This is a genomic window from Ochrobactrum sp. C6C9, from assembly GCF_022627935.1.
Taxonomy (GTDB): domain Bacteria; phylum Pseudomonadota; class Alphaproteobacteria; order Rhizobiales; family Rhizobiaceae; genus Brucella; species Brucella teleogrylli.
Map to the genome: position 1 here is coordinate 18,923 of NZ_JABXGB010000003.1, position 17,585 is coordinate 36,507.

Consider the following 17,585-nt stretch of genomic DNA (forward strand, 5'->3'; position numbering starts at 1 on the left):
TCGCGTTTGCCTCCATCACACCCATCATCGCAAAAAAGCGCGCCGGTTCATTCCGGCGGATGATGGTGTTTGTCCGTTCAAACGGGCAATATGGAGGGTAGTCATGAAAAAACTTATCGCCGCATTTCTTATCACAATTGCCGCTGACACCGCTTCGGTCGCGCATGCCGCCGAAAAGGTAACGGTCTTTGCCGCCGCGAGCATGAAGGATGTGATCGAAGAAGCCGCCAAGCAGATCAAGGCCAAGGACGGCACGGAAGTGGTCGCTTCCTTCGCGTCTTCGTCGGTCCTGGCCAAGCAGATCGAGCAGGGCGCACCGGCGCAGATTTTCATTTCCGCCGATCTCGACTGGATGGACTATGTCGAGAAGGCCAATGCCATCGACAAGGCGTCACGCAAGGTGATCGCAGGCAATGCGCTGGTTATCGCCACGCAGAAGGATACGGCGAAGGCCGATGCCAAGGAACTGTTGAGCGCTGGCCGTTTCTCCATGGGCGATCCGTCCAACGTGCCTGCCGGTAAATACGGCAAGGCCGCGCTGGAAAAGCTCGATATCTGGAAAGATGTCGAGAAGAATGGCGTCTTCGCGGAGAATGTGCGCGTTGCCCTGCAATATGTCAGCCGTGGCGAAGTGAAGGCGGCCATCGTCTATGCTTCCGACCGCGCTGCAGCGCCCGATCTGGTGGAAGCCTACCGGTTCCCGGCAACCAGCCACGCGCCGATCCTCTATCCGGCGGCTCTCATTGAAAAGAATGAAAACGATGCCGCCAAGGCCTTCCTTGCTTTCCTTGAAAGCGATGCCGGTCAGGCGATCATCAAGGACAAGGGCTTTGTCGGCGCTGCGGAGGCGGGCAAGTGATGATGGAAGCGGGCGTCTGGCCGATCGTGCTGCTGTCACTCCGGGTTGCCGGAATTGCCATCCTCGTCGCTTTGCCAGTCGCGTTCCTTGTCGCATGGATTCTTGCCCGGTTCGATTTTCCGGGCAAGTCTCTGGCGCAGGCGCTTGTGACCATGCCGCTGGTTCTGCCGCCGGTGGTCACAGGCTATCTGCTGTTGATCCTGTTCGGTGCAAGAGGGGCGTTCGGCGCACCCATGCAGGAATGGTTCGGCCTGTCCTTTTCCTTTCGATGGACCGGTGCTGCTCTTGCCGCCGGTGTCATGGCGTTTCCGCTGCTCGTCCGTCCGATCCGCCTGTCGATTGAAGGGCTGGATCGCGGGCTTGAAGAAGCGGCGCGGACATTGGGCGCCAGCAGGCTTGTGGCCTTTTTCACCGTGATCCTGCCGCCGCTTTTGCCGGGCGTTCTGGCGGGTGCCGTGCTTGGTTTTGCCAAGGCGCTGGGTGAATTCGGCGCGACCATCACCTTTGTTTCCAATATTCCCGGCGAGACGCAAACCCTCTCGCTTGCGATTTATGCTTTGATGCAGACGCCATCGGGCGACGCTGAAGCCTTCCGACTGATTGCCATATCGGCTGCGATTTCCATCATAGCCGTCGTGCTGTCCGAATGGTTGCAGCGCAGGCTTGCCGGAGATGCCAAATGAGTGGGCTCTTTGTTTCCATCAAGGGCCGCAATGGCAAATTCGCCGTTGAAGCCGATTTTGCAGCGGGTGGTGGCGTCACTGCTTTGTTCGGCCATTCGGGGGCGGGCAAAACCACGCTTTTGAAGATGATTGCCGGAACGTTGCGCCCGGAAAGCGGTCGCATCGCGGTTGGCGATTTTGCGCTGTTCGACGCCGATAAGGGCATTGATCTGCCACCGGAGAAGCGGCGCATCGGCTATGTCTTTCAGGAAGCCCGCCTGTTTCCGCATATGAGCGTCAAGCGCAACCTGACCTATGCGCGCTGGGCGGGACACCGGCAGGCCAAGCGCAACTTCGATGAGGTGGTAACGCTTCTCGGCATCGAACAGCTTCTCGACCGTCGCCCAACGACGTTATCGGGCGGCGAGCGCCAGCGTGTCGCTATTGGCCGGGCGCTGTTGTCCGATCCGGCGCTGCTGCTGCTGGACGAGCCGCTTTCATCGCTGGATCATGCGCGCCGACAGGAAATATTGCCCTTTATCGAGCGGTTGCGTGACGAAAGCCGTGTGCCGGTTGTCTATGTCAGTCACGAGATAGACGAAGTGGCGCGGCTGGCCGATGAGATCGTGCTTCTTTCCGGCGGCAAGGTGACGGCGAGCGGCGAGGCGGCAGAAATATTTCCGCTGATCGATGAAGGCGATGGAGCAGGCGTGCTGCTGGAAGGCACGGTCGCCTCTTATGATGAGAGCTACAAGCTGGCGGAAATCGACCTTGGTGGCGCGTCGTTCCAGTTGACGGATACGGGGCTGAAACAGGGTATGCATGTGCGACTGCGCGTGCGGGCGCGGGACGTTTCTCTGGCGCGGGAGGCGCCCGACGCGATCAGTATTCGCAATGTGCTGCCGGTCACCATTACGGGCATTGAAGCAGGCGAGGGGCCGAACGCGCAGGTCTCCCTCGACTTTCACGGGCGGCATCTGGAGGCGCGTCTGACGCGCCGCTCGGTGGACGATCTTGGCTTGCGGGCAGGCGAACGGGTGGTTGCCTTGGTGAAGGCTGTCTCGGTGGACCGGGCTGCCATTCGGTAAAAATGAAACGGCTACAATAATCTGGTTTGCGTGGCACTGCTTTTATGCTCCTGTCTTGCTGACTGGGAGAACAACATGACTGATTTGCAGAACTGGACGCCACGCCCGAAACCTGAACGCAAAGTGCTGGAAGGGCGCTATGTGGGCCTTGAACCGCTCGAACCGCAAAAGCATGGCGACGAGCTTTTTGCAGCGTCGTCGGTGACTGACGCCGACCAGCGTTTCACCTGGTTGTTCGAATTTCCACCCGCAACCCGCGCGGAATTCGAGCCTTGGCTGGACAAGGTGTCAAAAAGCGAGGACCCGTTGTTCTTCGCCGTGATCGACAAGGCCAGTGGCAAGGTGGCCGGTCGCCAGACCCTGATGCGCATTGATCCTGTGTATGGCGTGATCGAGATCGGCAATATCTATTGGGGGCCGCTGATTTCGCGCAAGCCCGCGGCAACGGAAGCGCAGTTTCTGTTCATGCAATATATCTTCGATGAGCTTGGCTATCGTCGTTATGAATGGAAGTGCAACAACGACAATGCGCCGTCCAAGCGCGCAGCGGAGCGTTTCGGCTTTACCTTCGAGGGGATTTTCCGCCAGCATATGGTGGCCAAGGGCAAGAACCGCGACACGGCCTGGTATTCGATCCTCGACAGTGAATGGCCTGCGCTCAAGAAAGCCTATCAGGCATGGCTTGCACCGGAAAACTTTGATAGTGACGGCCAGCAGATAAAGAGATTTGAGGAGTTCCGAAATCTTGGCTGAACCGCAGAAAAGCCATCCGGCCATCGCCGCCGCCGTCATCCTGATTGGTTTCGGGGTACTCGCTTATTTTGTGCCGAGCATCATGCTGGCACTGGGCGCGCGCTCGCATGTGGCCGCCGCAATCTTCGCGATTGTTTTCGTGCTGGGTTTCTTCGCCATTTTCTGGCTGCGCTCACGCCGCCAGAAAAAGCAACGATAGACCCAACTCCAGTCAGTGCAGGTCCTTTGTATAGACGAATTTGGGCATGCTCCAGTTGAAGCGCAGCGCCAGAAGTCGCAGAACAAGCCCGGCCGCCATCGCCACGAAGGCGGCGGGACCGTGCGGCACATTCAGATATAGGCCGCCGAGAAAAATGCCGCCGGTGACGACTGACACGGTGGCGTAGAGCTCCGAGCGGAACAGCAGTGGCACATCGTTGCACAGCACATCCCGCAACACGCCGCCGACGCAGCCGGTGATCATGCCTGCTGCAATCACGATGATGATCGGCATATTCATGCCAAGCGCCACGCCGCAGCCAATCACCGTGAACACCACCAGGCCGATAGCGTCGAGGAAAAGGAACATCTGCCGCAGGCGATGCATATGGCGCGCGATGAGGATGGTGGCCAAAGCAGCAAAACCGGTGATCACCAGATAGCTCGGATGCTGCACCCATGACAGCGGATGATGATCAAGCAGAACATCGCGTACCGACCCGCCGCCAAGGGCGGTTACACAGCCAAGCAGGAACACGCCAATCCAGTCCATTTCCCGACGCCCGGCGGCCAGCGCTGCTGTCATGGCTTCGGCGACAATGGCCGTGATATAGAGCACGTGAATGAGTTCTTCGCTTGCCGCGCCGCCCATACGTTTTTCCTCGTCTGATTGCTCAGGCGCAGTATTGGCCTCTATACGGATAAGATTTGATAAACAAAGCCGATAATGCTGACTAACGGAGCGGATGCCGTGAGGGCTAGTAAAGCTTCAACGGTTGGATTTGTGGATGCTCGCAAAAATATTGGCCGCGAGATAGCTTTCATCGAAGCTGCAAATCTGCATGAGCGCCGTCCGGTTGAGGAATTTCACCTCATTGTTCCGGAAGGTCAAGAGATTGTCCTCCCGCAGTTCGCGGAGCATCCGGTTGGTGTGGATCGGCGTCAGGCCGAGCGCATCGGCCAGTTCGCTCTGGGTGATGGGGCAATAGAAGCCGTTCTCGTCGCCGGTGCCATTGGCCCGCGCGCGATAGCCCAGTTCAAGCAGAAGATGTGCAACGCGCGAAACTGATGCGCGTCGTCCCAGACTGATCAGATGTTCCAGCAGAATGGTGCGCTGGCGCGCCGTCATCTCCATGAAAGCCATGGCCAGACGCGCCGATTTCAGCATGTTTTCAACCAGCGTATCGAGGTTGATTTCCAGCACCGAAATGTCAGTGATTGAAAACAGCGTGTAATAGTTGAAGCCCAATCCCGTGCGGAACCCCAAAAGGTCGCCCTTCATCGGAAAGTCGAGGATCTGCCTGTCGCCATTCGGCAGGTCGCGATAGATGCAGCACCATCCGCTGTTGATGATGAGCACCGAATTCGTCCAGTCACCCTGTCTGGATATGATCGTATGTGGCGCATAGTGCCTGGTCGAAACCGGCATCGATCGCAGAACATTCAGGTCATTCGCCTCGAAGGTCGCATCGATGGGTGGGTTCTTGAGAAGATTGAGCAGCGTGTTGTCTTCGTTATTCAGCCCCATCGGCGTTACCCGGTGCGTGGTTTGGATATCAGGATGATTGCCCGGCTCGTCCTGCACGAAAAGCGTCATATTCGACGGCCAAGCTTCCGTGAGGGGCAATGATTTGGCAAGAGGGCATTTTCTACCACTAATTGGGTAGAATAACGGATACACCCTAAACCATATTTCTATTCGCCCGTTAATCTAGGTTAATGACAGCCCGGGGGAGTTCGGCAATAATTTAGAAAAATAAGAAATATACAAGATCTTAGGGCGACTGAATACAATCATAAAATAGAACACGATGTAATCCTTGTGTTTAACTGCGGTTAAACATGGAAGAGGGTTGCGTTCTTAAAAGATTCAGAGGGCGTTAAAATGAATATTTCTGCACAGTTCAAGGATAAGGACGAGAGCCTCAACTCTCGCAATGTGTATGGGGGCCGCGTTGCTGACCAGCGTGACTTTACCAAGGAAAGGGAACAGTCCCTGATCGTCATCATAGACAGCCGCGCCTTGGATCGCGAATGTCTGGCGCATGGATTAACCAATAATTGCGCCGATATGGCCATTGCAACCTTCAGTTCTTTCGAGCAATGGCAACATCAGCGTCGTAGCCGGACCGCTGCCGCTGTTCTCTTCAATGTGGGCGGGCAGAAAGTATCCGATCCGGCGGTCGGCAATTATCTGAAATCACTCGTTTCCGAATGCGCGCCTGCGCCGGTGATCATCCTTGCCGACAAGGAAGAAATATCGCAGGTCGTCCGCGCGCTGGAGCATGGCGTGAAGGGCTATATCCCCACATCGGTCAATCTGAATGTCTGTATCGAAGCGCTGCGTCTCGCCATGGCGGGCGGCACTTTCGTCCCGGCAAGCAGTGTTCTGGCGCTGCGCCATGCAACCGACACGGGCGCGCAGCGTATTCAGCCACTGGGCGGCATGTTCACACAGCGGCAGGCCGAGGTCGTCAATGCGTTGCGTCGTGGCAAGGCCAACAAGATCATCGCCTATGAGCTGAAGCTGCGCGAAAGCACGGTGAAAGTGCATATTCGCAATATCATGAAGAAGCTCAAGGTGACCAACCGCACGGAAGTAGCCTGCATCATCAACGAGCTTTTCCCTTCGGAAACTTCATTTTCCGACCTGCAATAGCCGTCCAATCCAAGCTGATCCTCCCGTGAAGGAGCATTGTTGTGATTATCTCCGACGTTTCATCAGGAAGCGCGCGGCAGCCGGTTGCCGACCTTCTGGACACTGTCAAGCGCAGAAGGCTGATGCTGACCGTGCCCATTCTCGTGGGCATAGGGGCCGGTTTCCTCGGCTATATGAATGCCCCGGTCTCTTACGTCTCGGAGGCTGTGGTTGTTCTGGACATGCGCCGTCTACAGGCGCTTCCAAGTGAAAGCGCCATCACGCCGCTGCCGCAGGATAGCCCGGTTTTGCGCTCCGAGCTTGATATCATCAATTCGCGGATGATGGCGCGTAAGGTCATCGATATCCTGAAGGCGGACGGCTTCACGGTGCCGCCCGCGGCGACGCAGGATAGCGATCCGGCGACACAGGAGCGGCAGCAGATCGACCTTCTGCTGTCGCGGTTGCAGGTTACCAACGACGGTCGTTCCTATACGATCTTCATTTCGTATCGTGCATCCGATCCGGTCTATGCCGCCAAGGTCGCCAATGCATTCGCGACCGCCTATCTCGACCATCAGGTGGATGTGCAGCAATCGGCGGCCAAGCGCGTCAGCGAGTGGCTTGGCGAAAAGCTGGTCACATTGCGCAACGATCTTGAAACCGCCGAACGGGCGGCGGAAGATTTCCGGCAGAAATCCGGTCTGGCGGGTGATCAGGGGCAGATGACCTTTCAGGCGCAGCGCGTTGCGGCCTTGAATACGGAGATCGTCGCGGCAACCGGTGCCGTGTCGTCAGCAGAAGCGCGGTTGCAGACTGCGCAAGCTCTGAAAGGCAGCAGCGATGCGCCGGCCCTGGCAGAAGTTTTGGCCTCGCCGGCCATCCAGCAATTGCGTAATGAAGAGGCGCGTGTTGAACGCCAGCTGGGCGAGCTGCAATCGAACGGTGCTTTGAAAAGCGCCGAGATTCCGGTTTTGACGGCAGAGCGGGATGCGCTGCGACAACAGATTGTCGGGCAGGTCGATCAGATCGTGCAGAGCCTTAGCAATGAAATCCAGATCGCCCGGCAAAGGCGGTCAAGTCTCGAAGAGGCGCTGAAAGCCGCTGAAGCGGACCTTGCCAGCGCCAATCAGGCGCAGGTAACGGCGGCGCAGCTCGACCGCGAAGCCAATGCCAGCCGCGTTGTCTATGAAAGTTATCTGACGCGGTACAAGCAACTGATCGAGCAGGACGGTATCGCCTCGGCAGAAGCGCAGCTTATTTCCAGCGCCGAACCGGCGATGGCCAAGGCAAGCCCGAAACTGATCAACTGGCTGCTGCTCGGCATCGGCTTGGGCGGGCTTTTTGCCGTTGCGGGTGCGATGCTGAAGGAGACCTTCGATCGGATCAGACCGGCGCAGACTTCATCGCTCGCTTTGCCGGGAATTCCGGCGGCAACCTTGCTGCCTAAAACGCCGCGCCTGACCGTACCTTTGCTGATCAATGGCGGGCTGGACCCGGCCAGCGCTTTCGGGCGCGCCATCAAGTCCGTGCACGATCGTCTGCGGGCGTTGACGCGAGGACGCGATTCACTCGCTCTATCCGTCATTTCCCTGTCCGATACCGACGGCAAAAGTCTGGTAATCACGGCGCTGGCACAGCAATTTGCCGCGAGCGGTGTTTCGATAGCGGTGATTGATGCGACCAATGGCCAGTCCGGCCTTTGTGCGGCTTTCGGTCTGCCTGTTGGTGATTTGCAGCCACCCGCTACAGCCAAAAAGCTGAGTGGTGCGGCACTGATTCACGATCATGGCTCGGGCATCGATATCATCAGGCCGCATCGACCAGCCCCGGAAGGCGACTGGCTGGGCGGGCTCATTGCGCAGCTGCGCGCCGATCACAAGATCATCCTGGTGGATTTGCCGCCCTTCAAGGAAGACAAGCGGTCGGTTCTGATGTCCCGCGCCACGGATACAGCACTTCTTGTGGTCAGCGATGACCGGCGCGATTCCGGTGCAACCAATGCGCTGGTGCAGACGCTGGCCTCTTTTGGCCGCAAGCCCGCGCTTGCCGTCGTCAGTCAGGCCCCGGCGATCTACACGGGAAGGATGGCCGACACGTTGGCGACAGGCCGCGCCCTGCTGTCGGCGCTGTTCAAGCGTGGCCGGTCTGTGCCGGACCCGACCCAGAGACAGATATAGGAGGGGGAGCCATGCCAAAGATCATAGAGAGGCACCGCTTCGCCCGTCATTTGCAGGCATCGGTGTTTTCCGCCGCGCTGTTGTTCGGCGCGGGCAATCTGGCGCTGGCCGAGGGGCAGATTTACCGCGTCGGAGCGAATGACGTGCTGCAAGTCACGGTTTATGGCCAACCTTCCCTCACCGGGCTCTATCCCGTCGATGTGGATGGCAATATCGGTTACCCGGTTGTCGGCAACGTTTCCGTGCGCGGACTGACGACGATTGAAATCAGTGAGAGGATCGCCGCATCCCTGTCGCAGCATATTCCGGGTCTGACGGTGACGGCGACGATCAATCAATATGCGCCGGTCTTTGTTGTCGGCGATATCAAGTCGCCCGGCAAATATGAGTACAGGCCGGGTATGGTCGCGCTGGAACTGATGGCGCTCGGCGGTGGCGCGGGCAAGGGCGAAGCGCCCGCCATGACCGCAGGGATGCAGCTGATCGCTGCACAGCAGGAATATTCCGATCTGCAATTGCAGATTGCCGCCCAGACAATCCGCCGTGCGCGCCTGGCTGCCGAATTGCAGGGGGGCGAGTTCGACTACACGCCATCGCAGCAATCCAACGTATCGAAAGACGATCAGGTGATGGTCCAGCATATGCTGGAAGGCGAACGCACGCTGTTCGACGTGCGCCGCACCAATATGAAAGCCGAGCGGCAGGCACTGGAAGCGCAGGTCGCAAGTTATGGCGATGAAATCCGCACATTGCAGGAAAGCATCAAGCTGCATGATTCCGAAATCCAGCTGTTGCAGGAAAATGTAGATTCCAGCCGGTCGTTGGTCGATCGCGGCCTTGCCGCCAAATCGAACCTGCGTGATCAGGAACGTGACCTGTCGGCGACCCGCCGAGATGCGCTGGAGCTGGCGTCATTTCTGGCGCGGGCGCGGCAAAACCAGCTCGCCGTGCAGCAGCGTATCGCCAATCTGGAAGAGGTCCGGCGCAGCGATGCGGCAACCAGCTTGCAGGAGGTCGATCTCAATCTGGCGCGGATGGAGCGGCGCAGCGGCGCGCAAATCCAGACCATGGCGGAAATCGCCAAGTCTTCCGGCAATATCTCATCATCCGATATGCGCAAGAAGCTGATCTTCACGATCAGCCGCAACGTCAATGGCTCGTTTCAGGACATCGTCGGCAACGAGCGGACGGAAATCAAACCGGGCGATATTCTGCGTATCGAACTCGATATGAGCAAAATCAACACGTCGCCGTCGTAGTGATCCTTTTCCCTCATCCTTGTACGTTGTCGATAGTGTAAAATAGGTGACGTGACGGAGGCGCGTGTCATCCTTGGGACTTGACCCCGTGCCTCAGCAAGCGCCTCCGTTGCATCCTTTCGCTCGAACGGTTGGCTGGGCTTTGAGCCCGCGTTGCAAGGAGGAGCACCCATGGATGCCTCACAGGATTTTATGGTCGGGATAGATGTCTCCAAGGCCTATCTGGATGTTGCGCGCTACGGGGTCACATCGGTGGCGCGATGGAACAACGATGTGACAGGCTGCCATGAACTCGCAGCCGCGGTAGCGGGAGCCAGTCTGGTCGTTGTCGAAGCAACTGGCGGCTACGAGACGCCTATGGTGCGCACGTTGGCGGCGGTTGGCATTGCGGTTGCCGTCGTTAATCCCCGCCAGGTCCGCGACTTTGCCAGAGCCAGCGGTCGGTTGGCCAAGACCGATCGGGTCGATGCGCGGGTCATCCTGCACTTCGCCAAGGCGATGCGGCCGGCACAGATCCCCCATATCGACGACGGCCGCATTGCCTTGGCCGCGCTGGTGACACGCCGCCGCCAACTCATCGACATGGCCATTGCCGAGAAGAACCGCCTCGAACATGCATCTGCAGACATCGCCGCTCTCATCCATGAGTTGCTTGCCTCCTTCAAGGCGCAGCTCATCCGCATCGACACGGCTATCGCCTTGGCCATCGAGGCTGAACCCGAGATGGCAGAACGGCGCAACCTCCTGCTCTCGGTACCCGGCATCGGCGAGACAACAGCCGCCATTCTCATCGCCGAACTGCCGGAACTGGGCAGCATTGATGACAAGAAGCTCGCCGCTCTGATAGGGGTTGCTCCTATAGCCTATGACAGCGGCATGATGCGCGGGCAGCGCCATATCGGCGGTGGCCGCACTACCGTGCGTTGCGCACTCTACATGGCCACCCTGTCGGCCATTCGTTGCTCGACAACAATCAAGATCTTCTACACAAGGCTGCGCGATGCCGGAAAACCGCCAAAGGTCGCCATCGTCGCCGCCATGCGAAAGCTCGCAACCATTCTTAACACCATCCTGCGAAGGCGAACTCCTTGGACCTCTCAACAACACGGTTGCTGAGGAGCCGCCGCAGGCGGCGTCTCGAAGGACGGGAAACGGCTGGCAAACATATCAATTTCCATCTGGAACCCTCGTGCTTCGAGACGGCGCTGCGCGCCTCCTCAGCATGAGGGTGTGGGCGATAATGGGTGAAACAGGTCCTCTATGCCGCGACGGCTTCAGCGCTTTCTTCCACCCAGGCGGAATAGACGGCGCGTAGGCCATCTTCGAGGCTGATGCGTGGCCTCCAGCCGAGTGCGGCCATGCGGGATGTATCGAGGAACTTGCGCGGCGTGCCATCCGGCTTGCTCAGATCATGCTCGAACCGGCCCTCATAGCCCACGACACGGGCAATCAGCAGCGCCAGATCCTTGATCGATATTTCCTCGCCGGAGCCGATATTGACCGGCTCGAACCCATGGTGAAACTGCAAGAGATGCAGGCAGGCCTCGGCCAGATCATCAACATGCAGGAATTCGCGCAGCGGCGTGCCGCTGCCCCATAGGGTCACCTGCTCTGCACCCATGATTTTCGCTTCATGGATTCGGCGCATCAACGCTGGCAACACATGCGACGTTTTCAGGTCGAAATTATCATTCGGACCGTAGAGATTGGTCGGCATTGCCGTCATGAAGCAGTCACCGAACTGGCGCGCGCAGGCCTCGGCATATTTCAGCCCGGCAATCTTGGCGATGGCATAAGCTTCGTTGGTCGCTTCAAGCGGCCCCATCATCAGGGCGTCTTCGGTCAGCGGTTGCGCCGCGTCGCGCGGGTAGATGCAACTAGACCCCAGCCAGAGCAGGCGTTCCACGCCGGTCTGGTGCGCGGCGTGGATGACATTTATGCCGATGGCGAGATTGTCATAGAGAAAATCGGCGGGGGATTGCGCATTGGCAAGAATGCCGCCGACATGGGCCGCCGCAATGATGATGACATCAGGTTTGCGCCCGGTAATGAAGTTCTCGGTTGGTCCCTGACGGGTCAGGTCCAGCGCGCTGTGCGCGGCAGTGATGATGTCGCAATCCGTGCCGTGCAGGCGGCGCAGGATGGCCGAACCGACCATGCCGGTATGCCCGGCGACGAAAATCTTCTTGCCTGCCAGCGAATAGACCGGTTCTGCGGTCCCGTTAATGTCCATAGAAGTCATTGCGCCCAGCCTCCCGCATGATATTGCGCAAATCCCAATCCACCATCTCGGCAACAAGGCTGTCGAAGCCGGTCGTGTGCTGCCAGCCAAGGCGGCTATGGGCTTTCGATGCGTCGCCCAACAGGAAATCCACCTCATTCGGACGGAAATAGCGCGGGTCGATCTCGATCAGGCAATTGCCGGTCTTCCGGTCAATGCCGATTTCCTCCACGCCATCGCCCTTCCATTCAATCTGCTTGTCGACGGCCTTGAAGGCATGTTCGACAAATTCACGCACCGTATGGGTCTCGCCGGTGGCGAGCACATAATCATCCGGTGTCTCTTCCTGCAGGATGCGCCACATGCCCTCCACATAATCGCGGGCATGGCCCCAGTCGCGGCGGGCATTCAGATTGCCAAGACGCAGCTTGTCCTGCAAACCGCGCTCGATGGCCGCGACGGCGCGGGTGATCTTGCGGGTAACGAAAGTCTCACCGCGCAGCGGGCTTTCATGGTTGAACAGGATGCCGTTCGAGGCGTGGAAACCATAGGCCTCGCGATAATTCACCGTGGTCCAATAGGCATAGAGCTTGGCCGTTGCATAAGGGCTCTGGGGCATGAACGGCGTATGCTCGTTCTGCGCGTGTGGCGAGGAATTGCCGAAAAGCTCGGAGGTTGAAGCCTGATAGAAGCGGCAAGTCTTGCCAAGGCCGAGAATACGGATGGATTCCAGGAGGCGCAGCGTGCCGAGCGCATCCGTATTGGCGGTGTATTCCGGCGTTTCGAAACTCACCTGCACATGGCTTTGCGCGCCGAGATTGTAAATCTCGTCGGGGCGCACTTCCTGTATGACGCGGCATAGATTGGTGGCGTCGGTCAAGTCGCCGAAATGCAGGCGAAAGCGCACGTCTTCCTCGTGCGGATCCTGATAGAGATGGTCGATACGCCCGGTATTGAACGAGGACGAACGCCGCTTCAGACCATGAACGCGATAGCCCTTCTTGAGCAGAAGCTCACTCAGATAGGCGCCATCCTGGCCGGTAACACCGATGATGAGCGCGGTTTTCTCACGCTGATTATCATGCAAGCTATCGTGCAATCTATCGTTCAAGGGACTGCCCTCCGTCCTGAATATCCATGAGACCATGTTACCGATTTCGTGTCGCGGCAGAACGGCTCCAAAACGGCAAGCACGGCTGTGCCTAACCCTCTTCGGGTGAAGCGGTGATGGTGTCCGCTATGACCCGATGCACCCAAAGAGGTAGGCACTTCGCCCGCTTGGCGTGCCGCCCATGCCTTTGGGTTTCTTGCGATGAACGACCCGCTGTTGCGATGCTACTTCCATGAGGTCGAAAAGACGGGAGACGGGGCTCATGCGCGTTGTGCTTGCCAATCGTTATTTTTATCCGGACCAGTCCGCGACAAGTCGCATGGTCTCCAGTCTGGCGCAGACGCTTGTGGGCGAGGGCATTGAAACGGCGATTCTGACCAGCCGCAGTTTCCATGACAACCGCAGGGAAACCTTGCCCGCGCGTGAGACGATTGATGGTGTCGATGTGCATCGCATCTGGACCTCAGGCTTTGGTCGCGGAAAACTGGCCGGGCGGGCGGTCGATTATGCCACCTTCCATCTTTCCGCTGCGGCCTGGTTCGCGACCCATGCCCGCAAGGACGATATCTGCGTGATCTGCACCGATCCGCCCTTGCTGTCGGTTTCGGCAGCATTGCCGATCCGGCTTCGGCGGGCAAAGCTTGTCAACTGGGTGATGGATCTTTTCCCGGAAACGGCAATCGAGCTTGGTCTGGTTAAACCGGGCAGCGCATCGGCAAGGCTGACGCTGGCGCTGCGCAACTGGTCCATGCGCCAGTCGGCACTGACGATCTGCCCCATTGAGCGCATGTCGCGCTATCTTGCTTCAACGGGCATAGCGCGCGAGAATTTGAGCGTTGTGCATCACTGGGCGGATCGCAACGAGATCATGCCGGTAGCCCCTTCGGAAAATCCGCTGCGCCGCGCCTGGGGGCTGGGGCGAAAATTCGTCATCGGCTATTCCGGTAATTTCGGTCGGGCGCATGAATTCCAGACCGTTCTCGACGCAGCCGAGCGGCTGAAACATATGAAAAGCGTTGTTTTCCTGATGATCGGCGAGGGGCAGCAGCGGGGCTTTGTCGAAAGCGAAGTCAAACGGCGCGGCTTGACCAATGTGATGATGAAGCCGTTTCAACCGGTCGAAAAACTCTCCGAAAGCCTCGGCGCTGCCAATGTCCATCTGGTGTCGCTTAAGCCAGAACTGGAACATTGCATCGTGCCGAGCAAGTTCTACGGGGTGCTGGCAGCGGGGCGTCCGACAATCTTCATTGGCGACCCCGATGGCGAGATAGGCTCCATCGTTCGTGATTTCGAATGCGGCGCAGCATTGCGTCCGGGCGAGGTGGACCGTCTGGTCGAGGCCGTTTTGCATATGCGCCATTCGGCGGTTGGCCGCATGACCATGGGTAACAATGCACGCTATCTGATGGAAACCGCCTATTCCCGCGAATATGGCGCGGCCATGTGGCAATCGGCGGTGGGGCGTCTGGAAGAGAAAAGCGTGCCGGCAGCAATGCCGGTTCTGGATCGCAAATTCCAGTCGGGAGAGCTTCGATGATGGATGGCTCAGTTGTCGTCACCCAGCTTGGGGCGCGTATGCATTATGCCGTACCGCGCATTTTTGCCGACCGGCAAAGGCTCGCGCATTTCTATACCGATATTTGCGCCTTGCAGGGCTGGCCGCGTCTTTTGAACGGTCTGCCGCCCACCATGCTTCCAACCGCCGTGCGGCGGTTGATCGGGCGTGCGCCGCAGGGCATCCCGCAGGAGCGGATGACGACTTTTCCGGGCTTCGGCCTGCATTCCGCCGTGCGCAGGCTTGCCAACCAGACCGGGCCGAAATCGACCGCCAACGCCATCTGGGCCGGACAGCGATTTGGGCAATTGGTGGCGGACAGCGGTTTTCACGGGGCAAGCGGGGTTTACGCGTTCAGCGGTGAGGCGCTGGAGCAGCTGACCGCTGCGCGACAGGCAGGATTATGGACTGCCGTTGAACAGATGATCGCGCCGCGCACTGTGGTCGATCAATTGGCCTGCGAAGAGGAAGTGCTCAATCCCGGCTGGCATGTGTCCGCTGCCGACGATGTGCATGCCGATGATTTTGCAGCACGTGAAAGGGCGGAATGGGCCATTGCCGACGCGGTGGTCTGTCCGTCGGACTTTGTGGCGCGCCATGTAATCGAGGCCGGATGCCAGCCGGATAAGGTGGTGGTCGTGCCTTATGGGGTGGACAAGCGCTTTCCGCTCAATCAATCGCTGCGCGCGCCGGGGCCGTTGCGGGTGCTGACGGTCGGTGCAGTCGGGTTGCGCAAGGGCTCGCCCTATGTGGGCGCGGTTGCGAGGGCTGTGCGGGATATCGCGCAGTTTCGCATGGTCGGGCCGATTGACGTGCAGCCGGAAGCTGTTGCGACCCTGTCGGCCAGCGTGGAGCTGACCGGCCCGATCCCGCGCAGCGAAATGCAGGCGCAGTTCGAATGGGCGGATGTGTTCCTGTTGCCATCGCTTTGCGAAGGGTCGGCCACCGCCGTCTATGAAGCGCTGGCGGCAGGCTTGCCGGTCATTTGCACGGACAATACCGGCAGCGTCGTGCGGCATGGCATTGATGGCTACATTGTGCCGATACGCGACGTGGCCGAGACGGCGGAAATTCTCAAACAACTGACTGGCAATCCGGCCATGCTGGCACGGATGAGCGACAGCGCACGTGAGCGCGCCGCCGATTATACGGTGGCGCGTTATGGCGAGCGTCTTGTCGCAGCCCTTTCGCAGCACACACGGAGATTGGCGGCATGAAGATTGTTCACGTCATCGGTTCCTACGATCCCGCCAAAGGCGGCCCGCAGGCGGTCATTGTCAGGCTGGCGGCGGCGCAGGCAGCACTTGGACATAGCGTGACGATCGTCAGCTACAGCGATGAAGACGTGAACCGCCGCGCGGCCAAGGCCGCCGAAACCATACCGGATTTCGACAAGGTGCAGACGTTATTGCTTCCGATGCCCGATCTGCGGGAAATGCTGTTCGGAAGCCGGGCGGCAAAGGCTATGGCGCCGCTAATCCGTGCGGCGGATTTTGTGCATCTGCACGGTGTCTGGGAAACCAATCTGCTGCGGGCTTCCATGCTGTGCCGTCGCTTCGGCGTGCCATACTGCATCTGTTGTTGCGGCATGCTCGATATGTGGAGCATGCAACAGCGATCGTGGAAGAAGAAACTGGCGCTGGCGCTGGCCTTTCGCCGGATGCTCGATGGCGCGGCCTTCATTCAGGCGCTCAATCGTGATGAAATCGAGCTGATGCGACCCTTGGGGCTGAAGCCGCCAAGCCTGATCATTCCAAATGGCATTTTCCTCAATGAAGTCGAAGGTGACGCTGGCGCTGACGACAGTGCAGCACTGGCAAAACTGCCGAACCGGCGCTTTGTGCTGTTTCTGTCGCGCCTGCATTACAAGAAGGGTCTCGACATTCTGGCCGATGCCTATCGCCGGATTGCACCGATCCTGCCAGATGTCGATCTCGTCGTTGCGGGGCCGGATGGCGGTGCTGAACATGATTTTCGCGAGCAGATCCGCCAATATGGGCTGGAAAAGCGTGTGCATCTGGTTGGTGGGCTTTATGGCCCGGACAAGATCGCTGCGCTGAAACGCTCAGCCTGTTTTTGTCTGCCAAGCCGGCAGGAAGGTTTCAGCGTCGCCATTACCGAGGCGCTTGCCTGCGGTGTGCCGGTGGTGATCACCGATGCCTGCCATTTTCCGGAAGTCGCCGAGGCGGGAGCGGGCGTGGTCTGTGCTGTGGATGCCGAAGCCGTTGCGGCTGGGCTGATGCAGATTCTGGACGACCCGACGCGGGCGGTCTGGATGGGCGAGGCGGGCCATAAGCTGGTTCGGGACAATTACACCTGGCCGCGCATCGCGCTGCAAACCCTCGATGCCTATCAGTCCTATCAAAAGCGCAAGACAGGCTCGATCATGGGCGGAAATGGCTATAGCCTTATCCGCGAGCGCCGGATGGGACCGGTTTAACCAGCCCAATCACACGGCTTTTCGTCTTTGACGCACGGCTTTTGCCGGGTTTCCGGCATAAACCGTCCATGGTTCCATATCGCGGAAACTGACACCGCGCGCGCCAAGCACTGCGCCTTCACCCACATTCACACCGGGACCGACAAACGCTTCAGCGGCGATCCAGCCATGCGGGCCGATATGGATTGGTGATGCCGTGAGCGGAAAATCGGCGCGGTCGATATCGTGGCCCGCCGTGCAGAGATGCGCGCCTTGCGAGATGATGGCAAAGGGCGCCAGCGTGACATTGGCGACATTGTAGCAATGCGCGCCGGGACCGAGCGAGGAATGTGCGCCCATGATGAGATTGCCCGGCCACCAGATGCGCGCGCTGCCGCGCACGATGGCAGTCTTGTGGATTTTTGCGCCGAACAGCCGCAGCACCATGCCGCGCCAGCGCCAGAAAAACGAGGGCGTCCAGGCGGCGAGCACCAGCCATGTCATTTGCCAGCCAAGACGCTGCAGCCGGTGCTGCAAGGTGAATGTCGCCCCGCCTTCCAGCGGACGCGAAGCATCTTTTCGTCCCGCAATGGACGCTGCGGATCGGGGACGGGGGTGATTGGGCATGGCGGTCATGATGGG

17 protein-coding genes are annotated in these 17,585 nt (G+C 59.1%); 12 read left to right on the top strand and 5 right to left on the bottom strand.

The genetic code is table 11. The annotated features are described in order from the left end of the window. Positions 1 to 103: 103 nt before the first annotated feature. The 5 genes from modA (at position 104) to HWD97_RS02775 (ending at position 3,561) form a co-directional block, all read left to right on the top strand. Positions 104 to 859: a molybdate ABC transporter substrate-binding protein gene (modA, locus tag HWD97_RS02755; RefSeq protein ID WP_371834681.1), complete on the top strand. Its 756-nt coding sequence runs from the start codon at positions 104 to 106 to the stop codon at positions 857 to 859. After that, positions 859 to 1,542: a molybdate ABC transporter permease subunit gene (gene modB, locus HWD97_RS02760; protein ID WP_371834682.1), complete on the top strand. Its 684-nt coding sequence runs from the start codon at positions 859 to 861 to the stop codon at positions 1,540 to 1,542. The genes modA and modB overlap by 1 nt, the downstream gene beginning before the upstream one ends. Further along, positions 1,539 to 2,609, top strand: a complete 1,071-nt coding sequence (modC, locus tag HWD97_RS02765) for a molybdenum ABC transporter ATP-binding protein (RefSeq protein WP_371834683.1) — start codon at positions 1,539 to 1,541, stop codon at positions 2,607 to 2,609. The genes modB and modC overlap by 4 nt, the downstream gene beginning before the upstream one ends. Positions 2,610 to 2,684: 75 nt before the next feature. Further along, complete coding sequence (locus HWD97_RS02770) at positions 2,685 to 3,362, top strand: GNAT family N-acetyltransferase (protein WP_371834684.1); 678 nt, start codon at positions 2,685 to 2,687, stop codon at positions 3,360 to 3,362. Beyond that, positions 3,355 to 3,561 (top strand): hypothetical protein, encoded by a 207-nt coding sequence (locus HWD97_RS02775; protein ID WP_109367705.1) that lies wholly within the window; start codon positions 3,355 to 3,357, stop codon positions 3,559 to 3,561. The genes HWD97_RS02770 and HWD97_RS02775 overlap by 8 nt, the downstream gene beginning before the upstream one ends. Positions 3,562 to 3,573: 12 nt before the next feature. On the opposite strand, the gene HWD97_RS02780 is transcribed toward HWD97_RS02775, so the two are convergent. Beyond that, complete coding sequence (locus HWD97_RS02780) at positions 3,574 to 4,212, bottom strand: trimeric intracellular cation channel family protein (RefSeq protein ID WP_109367704.1); 639 nt, start codon at positions 4,210 to 4,212, stop codon at positions 3,574 to 3,576. Between the two features lie 117 nt (positions 4,213 to 4,329). Then, on the bottom strand, positions 4,330 to 5,088 hold the full coding sequence (locus tag HWD97_RS02785; RefSeq protein ID WP_109368019.1) for a Crp/Fnr family transcriptional regulator: 759 nt from the start codon (positions 5,086 to 5,088) through the stop codon (positions 4,330 to 4,332). Between the two features lie 357 nt (positions 5,089 to 5,445). Between HWD97_RS02785 and HWD97_RS02790 the strand changes: the two genes are divergently transcribed. The 4 genes from HWD97_RS02790 (at position 5,446) to HWD97_RS02805 (ending at position 10,753) form a co-directional block, all read left to right on the top strand. Continuing rightward, positions 5,446 to 6,219 (top strand): response regulator transcription factor, encoded by a 774-nt coding sequence (locus HWD97_RS02790; protein WP_109367703.1) that lies wholly within the window; start codon positions 5,446 to 5,448, stop codon positions 6,217 to 6,219. A gap of 41 nt (positions 6,220 to 6,260) precedes the next feature. Beyond that, positions 6,261 to 8,378 carry an exopolysaccharide transport family protein gene (locus HWD97_RS02795; protein ID WP_109367702.1) on the top strand — a complete coding sequence of 706 codons (2,118 nt, stop codon included), beginning with the start codon at positions 6,261 to 6,263 and terminating at the stop codon, positions 8,376 to 8,378. Positions 8,379 to 8,389: 11 nt separating this feature from the next. Next, positions 8,390 to 9,637 (top strand): polysaccharide biosynthesis/export family protein, encoded by a 1,248-nt coding sequence (locus HWD97_RS02800; protein WP_109367701.1) that lies wholly within the window; start codon positions 8,390 to 8,392, stop codon positions 9,635 to 9,637. 192 nt (positions 9,638 to 9,829) lie between these two features. Further along, positions 9,830 to 10,753: an IS110 family transposase gene (locus HWD97_RS02805; protein ID WP_371830834.1), complete on the top strand. Its 924-nt coding sequence runs from the start codon at positions 9,830 to 9,832 to the stop codon at positions 10,751 to 10,753. 142 nt (positions 10,754 to 10,895) lie between these two features. On the opposite strand, the gene HWD97_RS02810 is transcribed toward HWD97_RS02805, so the two are convergent. Together HWD97_RS02810 and gmd are read right to left on the bottom strand one after the other, a co-directional pair. Continuing rightward, positions 10,896 to 11,870, bottom strand: coding sequence for a GDP-L-fucose synthase (locus HWD97_RS02810; RefSeq protein WP_109367699.1), 975 nt, complete (start codon positions 11,868 to 11,870; stop codon positions 10,896 to 10,898). Then, positions 11,860 to 12,945 (bottom strand): GDP-mannose 4,6-dehydratase, encoded by a 1,086-nt coding sequence (gene gmd, locus HWD97_RS02815; protein WP_109367698.1) that lies wholly within the window; start codon positions 12,943 to 12,945, stop codon positions 11,860 to 11,862. The genes HWD97_RS02810 and gmd overlap by 11 nt, the downstream gene beginning before the upstream one ends. Positions 12,946 to 13,231: 286 nt before the next feature. Between gmd and HWD97_RS02820 the strand changes: the two genes are divergently transcribed. The 3 genes from HWD97_RS02820 to HWD97_RS02830 are packed head-to-tail and all read left to right on the top strand — an operon-like array spanning position 13,232 to position 16,964. Further along, positions 13,232 to 14,506 carry a glycosyltransferase family 4 protein gene (locus HWD97_RS02820; RefSeq protein ID WP_109367697.1) on the top strand — a complete coding sequence of 425 codons (1,275 nt, stop codon included), beginning with the start codon at positions 13,232 to 13,234 and terminating at the stop codon, positions 14,504 to 14,506. Then, a complete protein-coding gene (locus tag HWD97_RS02825) occupies positions 14,506 to 15,741 on the top strand; it encodes a glycosyltransferase family 4 protein (RefSeq protein ID WP_109368018.1) in 1,236 nt (411 codons plus the stop codon). The genes HWD97_RS02820 and HWD97_RS02825 overlap by 1 nt, the downstream gene beginning before the upstream one ends. Continuing rightward, the gene (locus HWD97_RS02830; RefSeq protein WP_371834685.1) at positions 15,738 to 16,964 is read left to right on the top strand and encodes a glycosyltransferase; all 1,227 of its coding nucleotides are present in this window, start codon (positions 15,738 to 15,740) and stop codon (positions 16,962 to 16,964) included. The genes HWD97_RS02825 and HWD97_RS02830 overlap by 4 nt, the downstream gene beginning before the upstream one ends. Positions 16,965 to 16,973: 9 nt before the next feature. On the opposite strand, the gene HWD97_RS02835 is transcribed toward HWD97_RS02830, so the two are convergent. Beyond that, positions 16,974 to 17,570: a putative colanic acid biosynthesis acetyltransferase gene (locus tag HWD97_RS02835; protein WP_371834740.1), complete on the bottom strand. Its 597-nt coding sequence runs from the start codon at positions 17,568 to 17,570 to the stop codon at positions 16,974 to 16,976. Positions 17,571 to 17,585 lie beyond the last annotated feature (15 nt).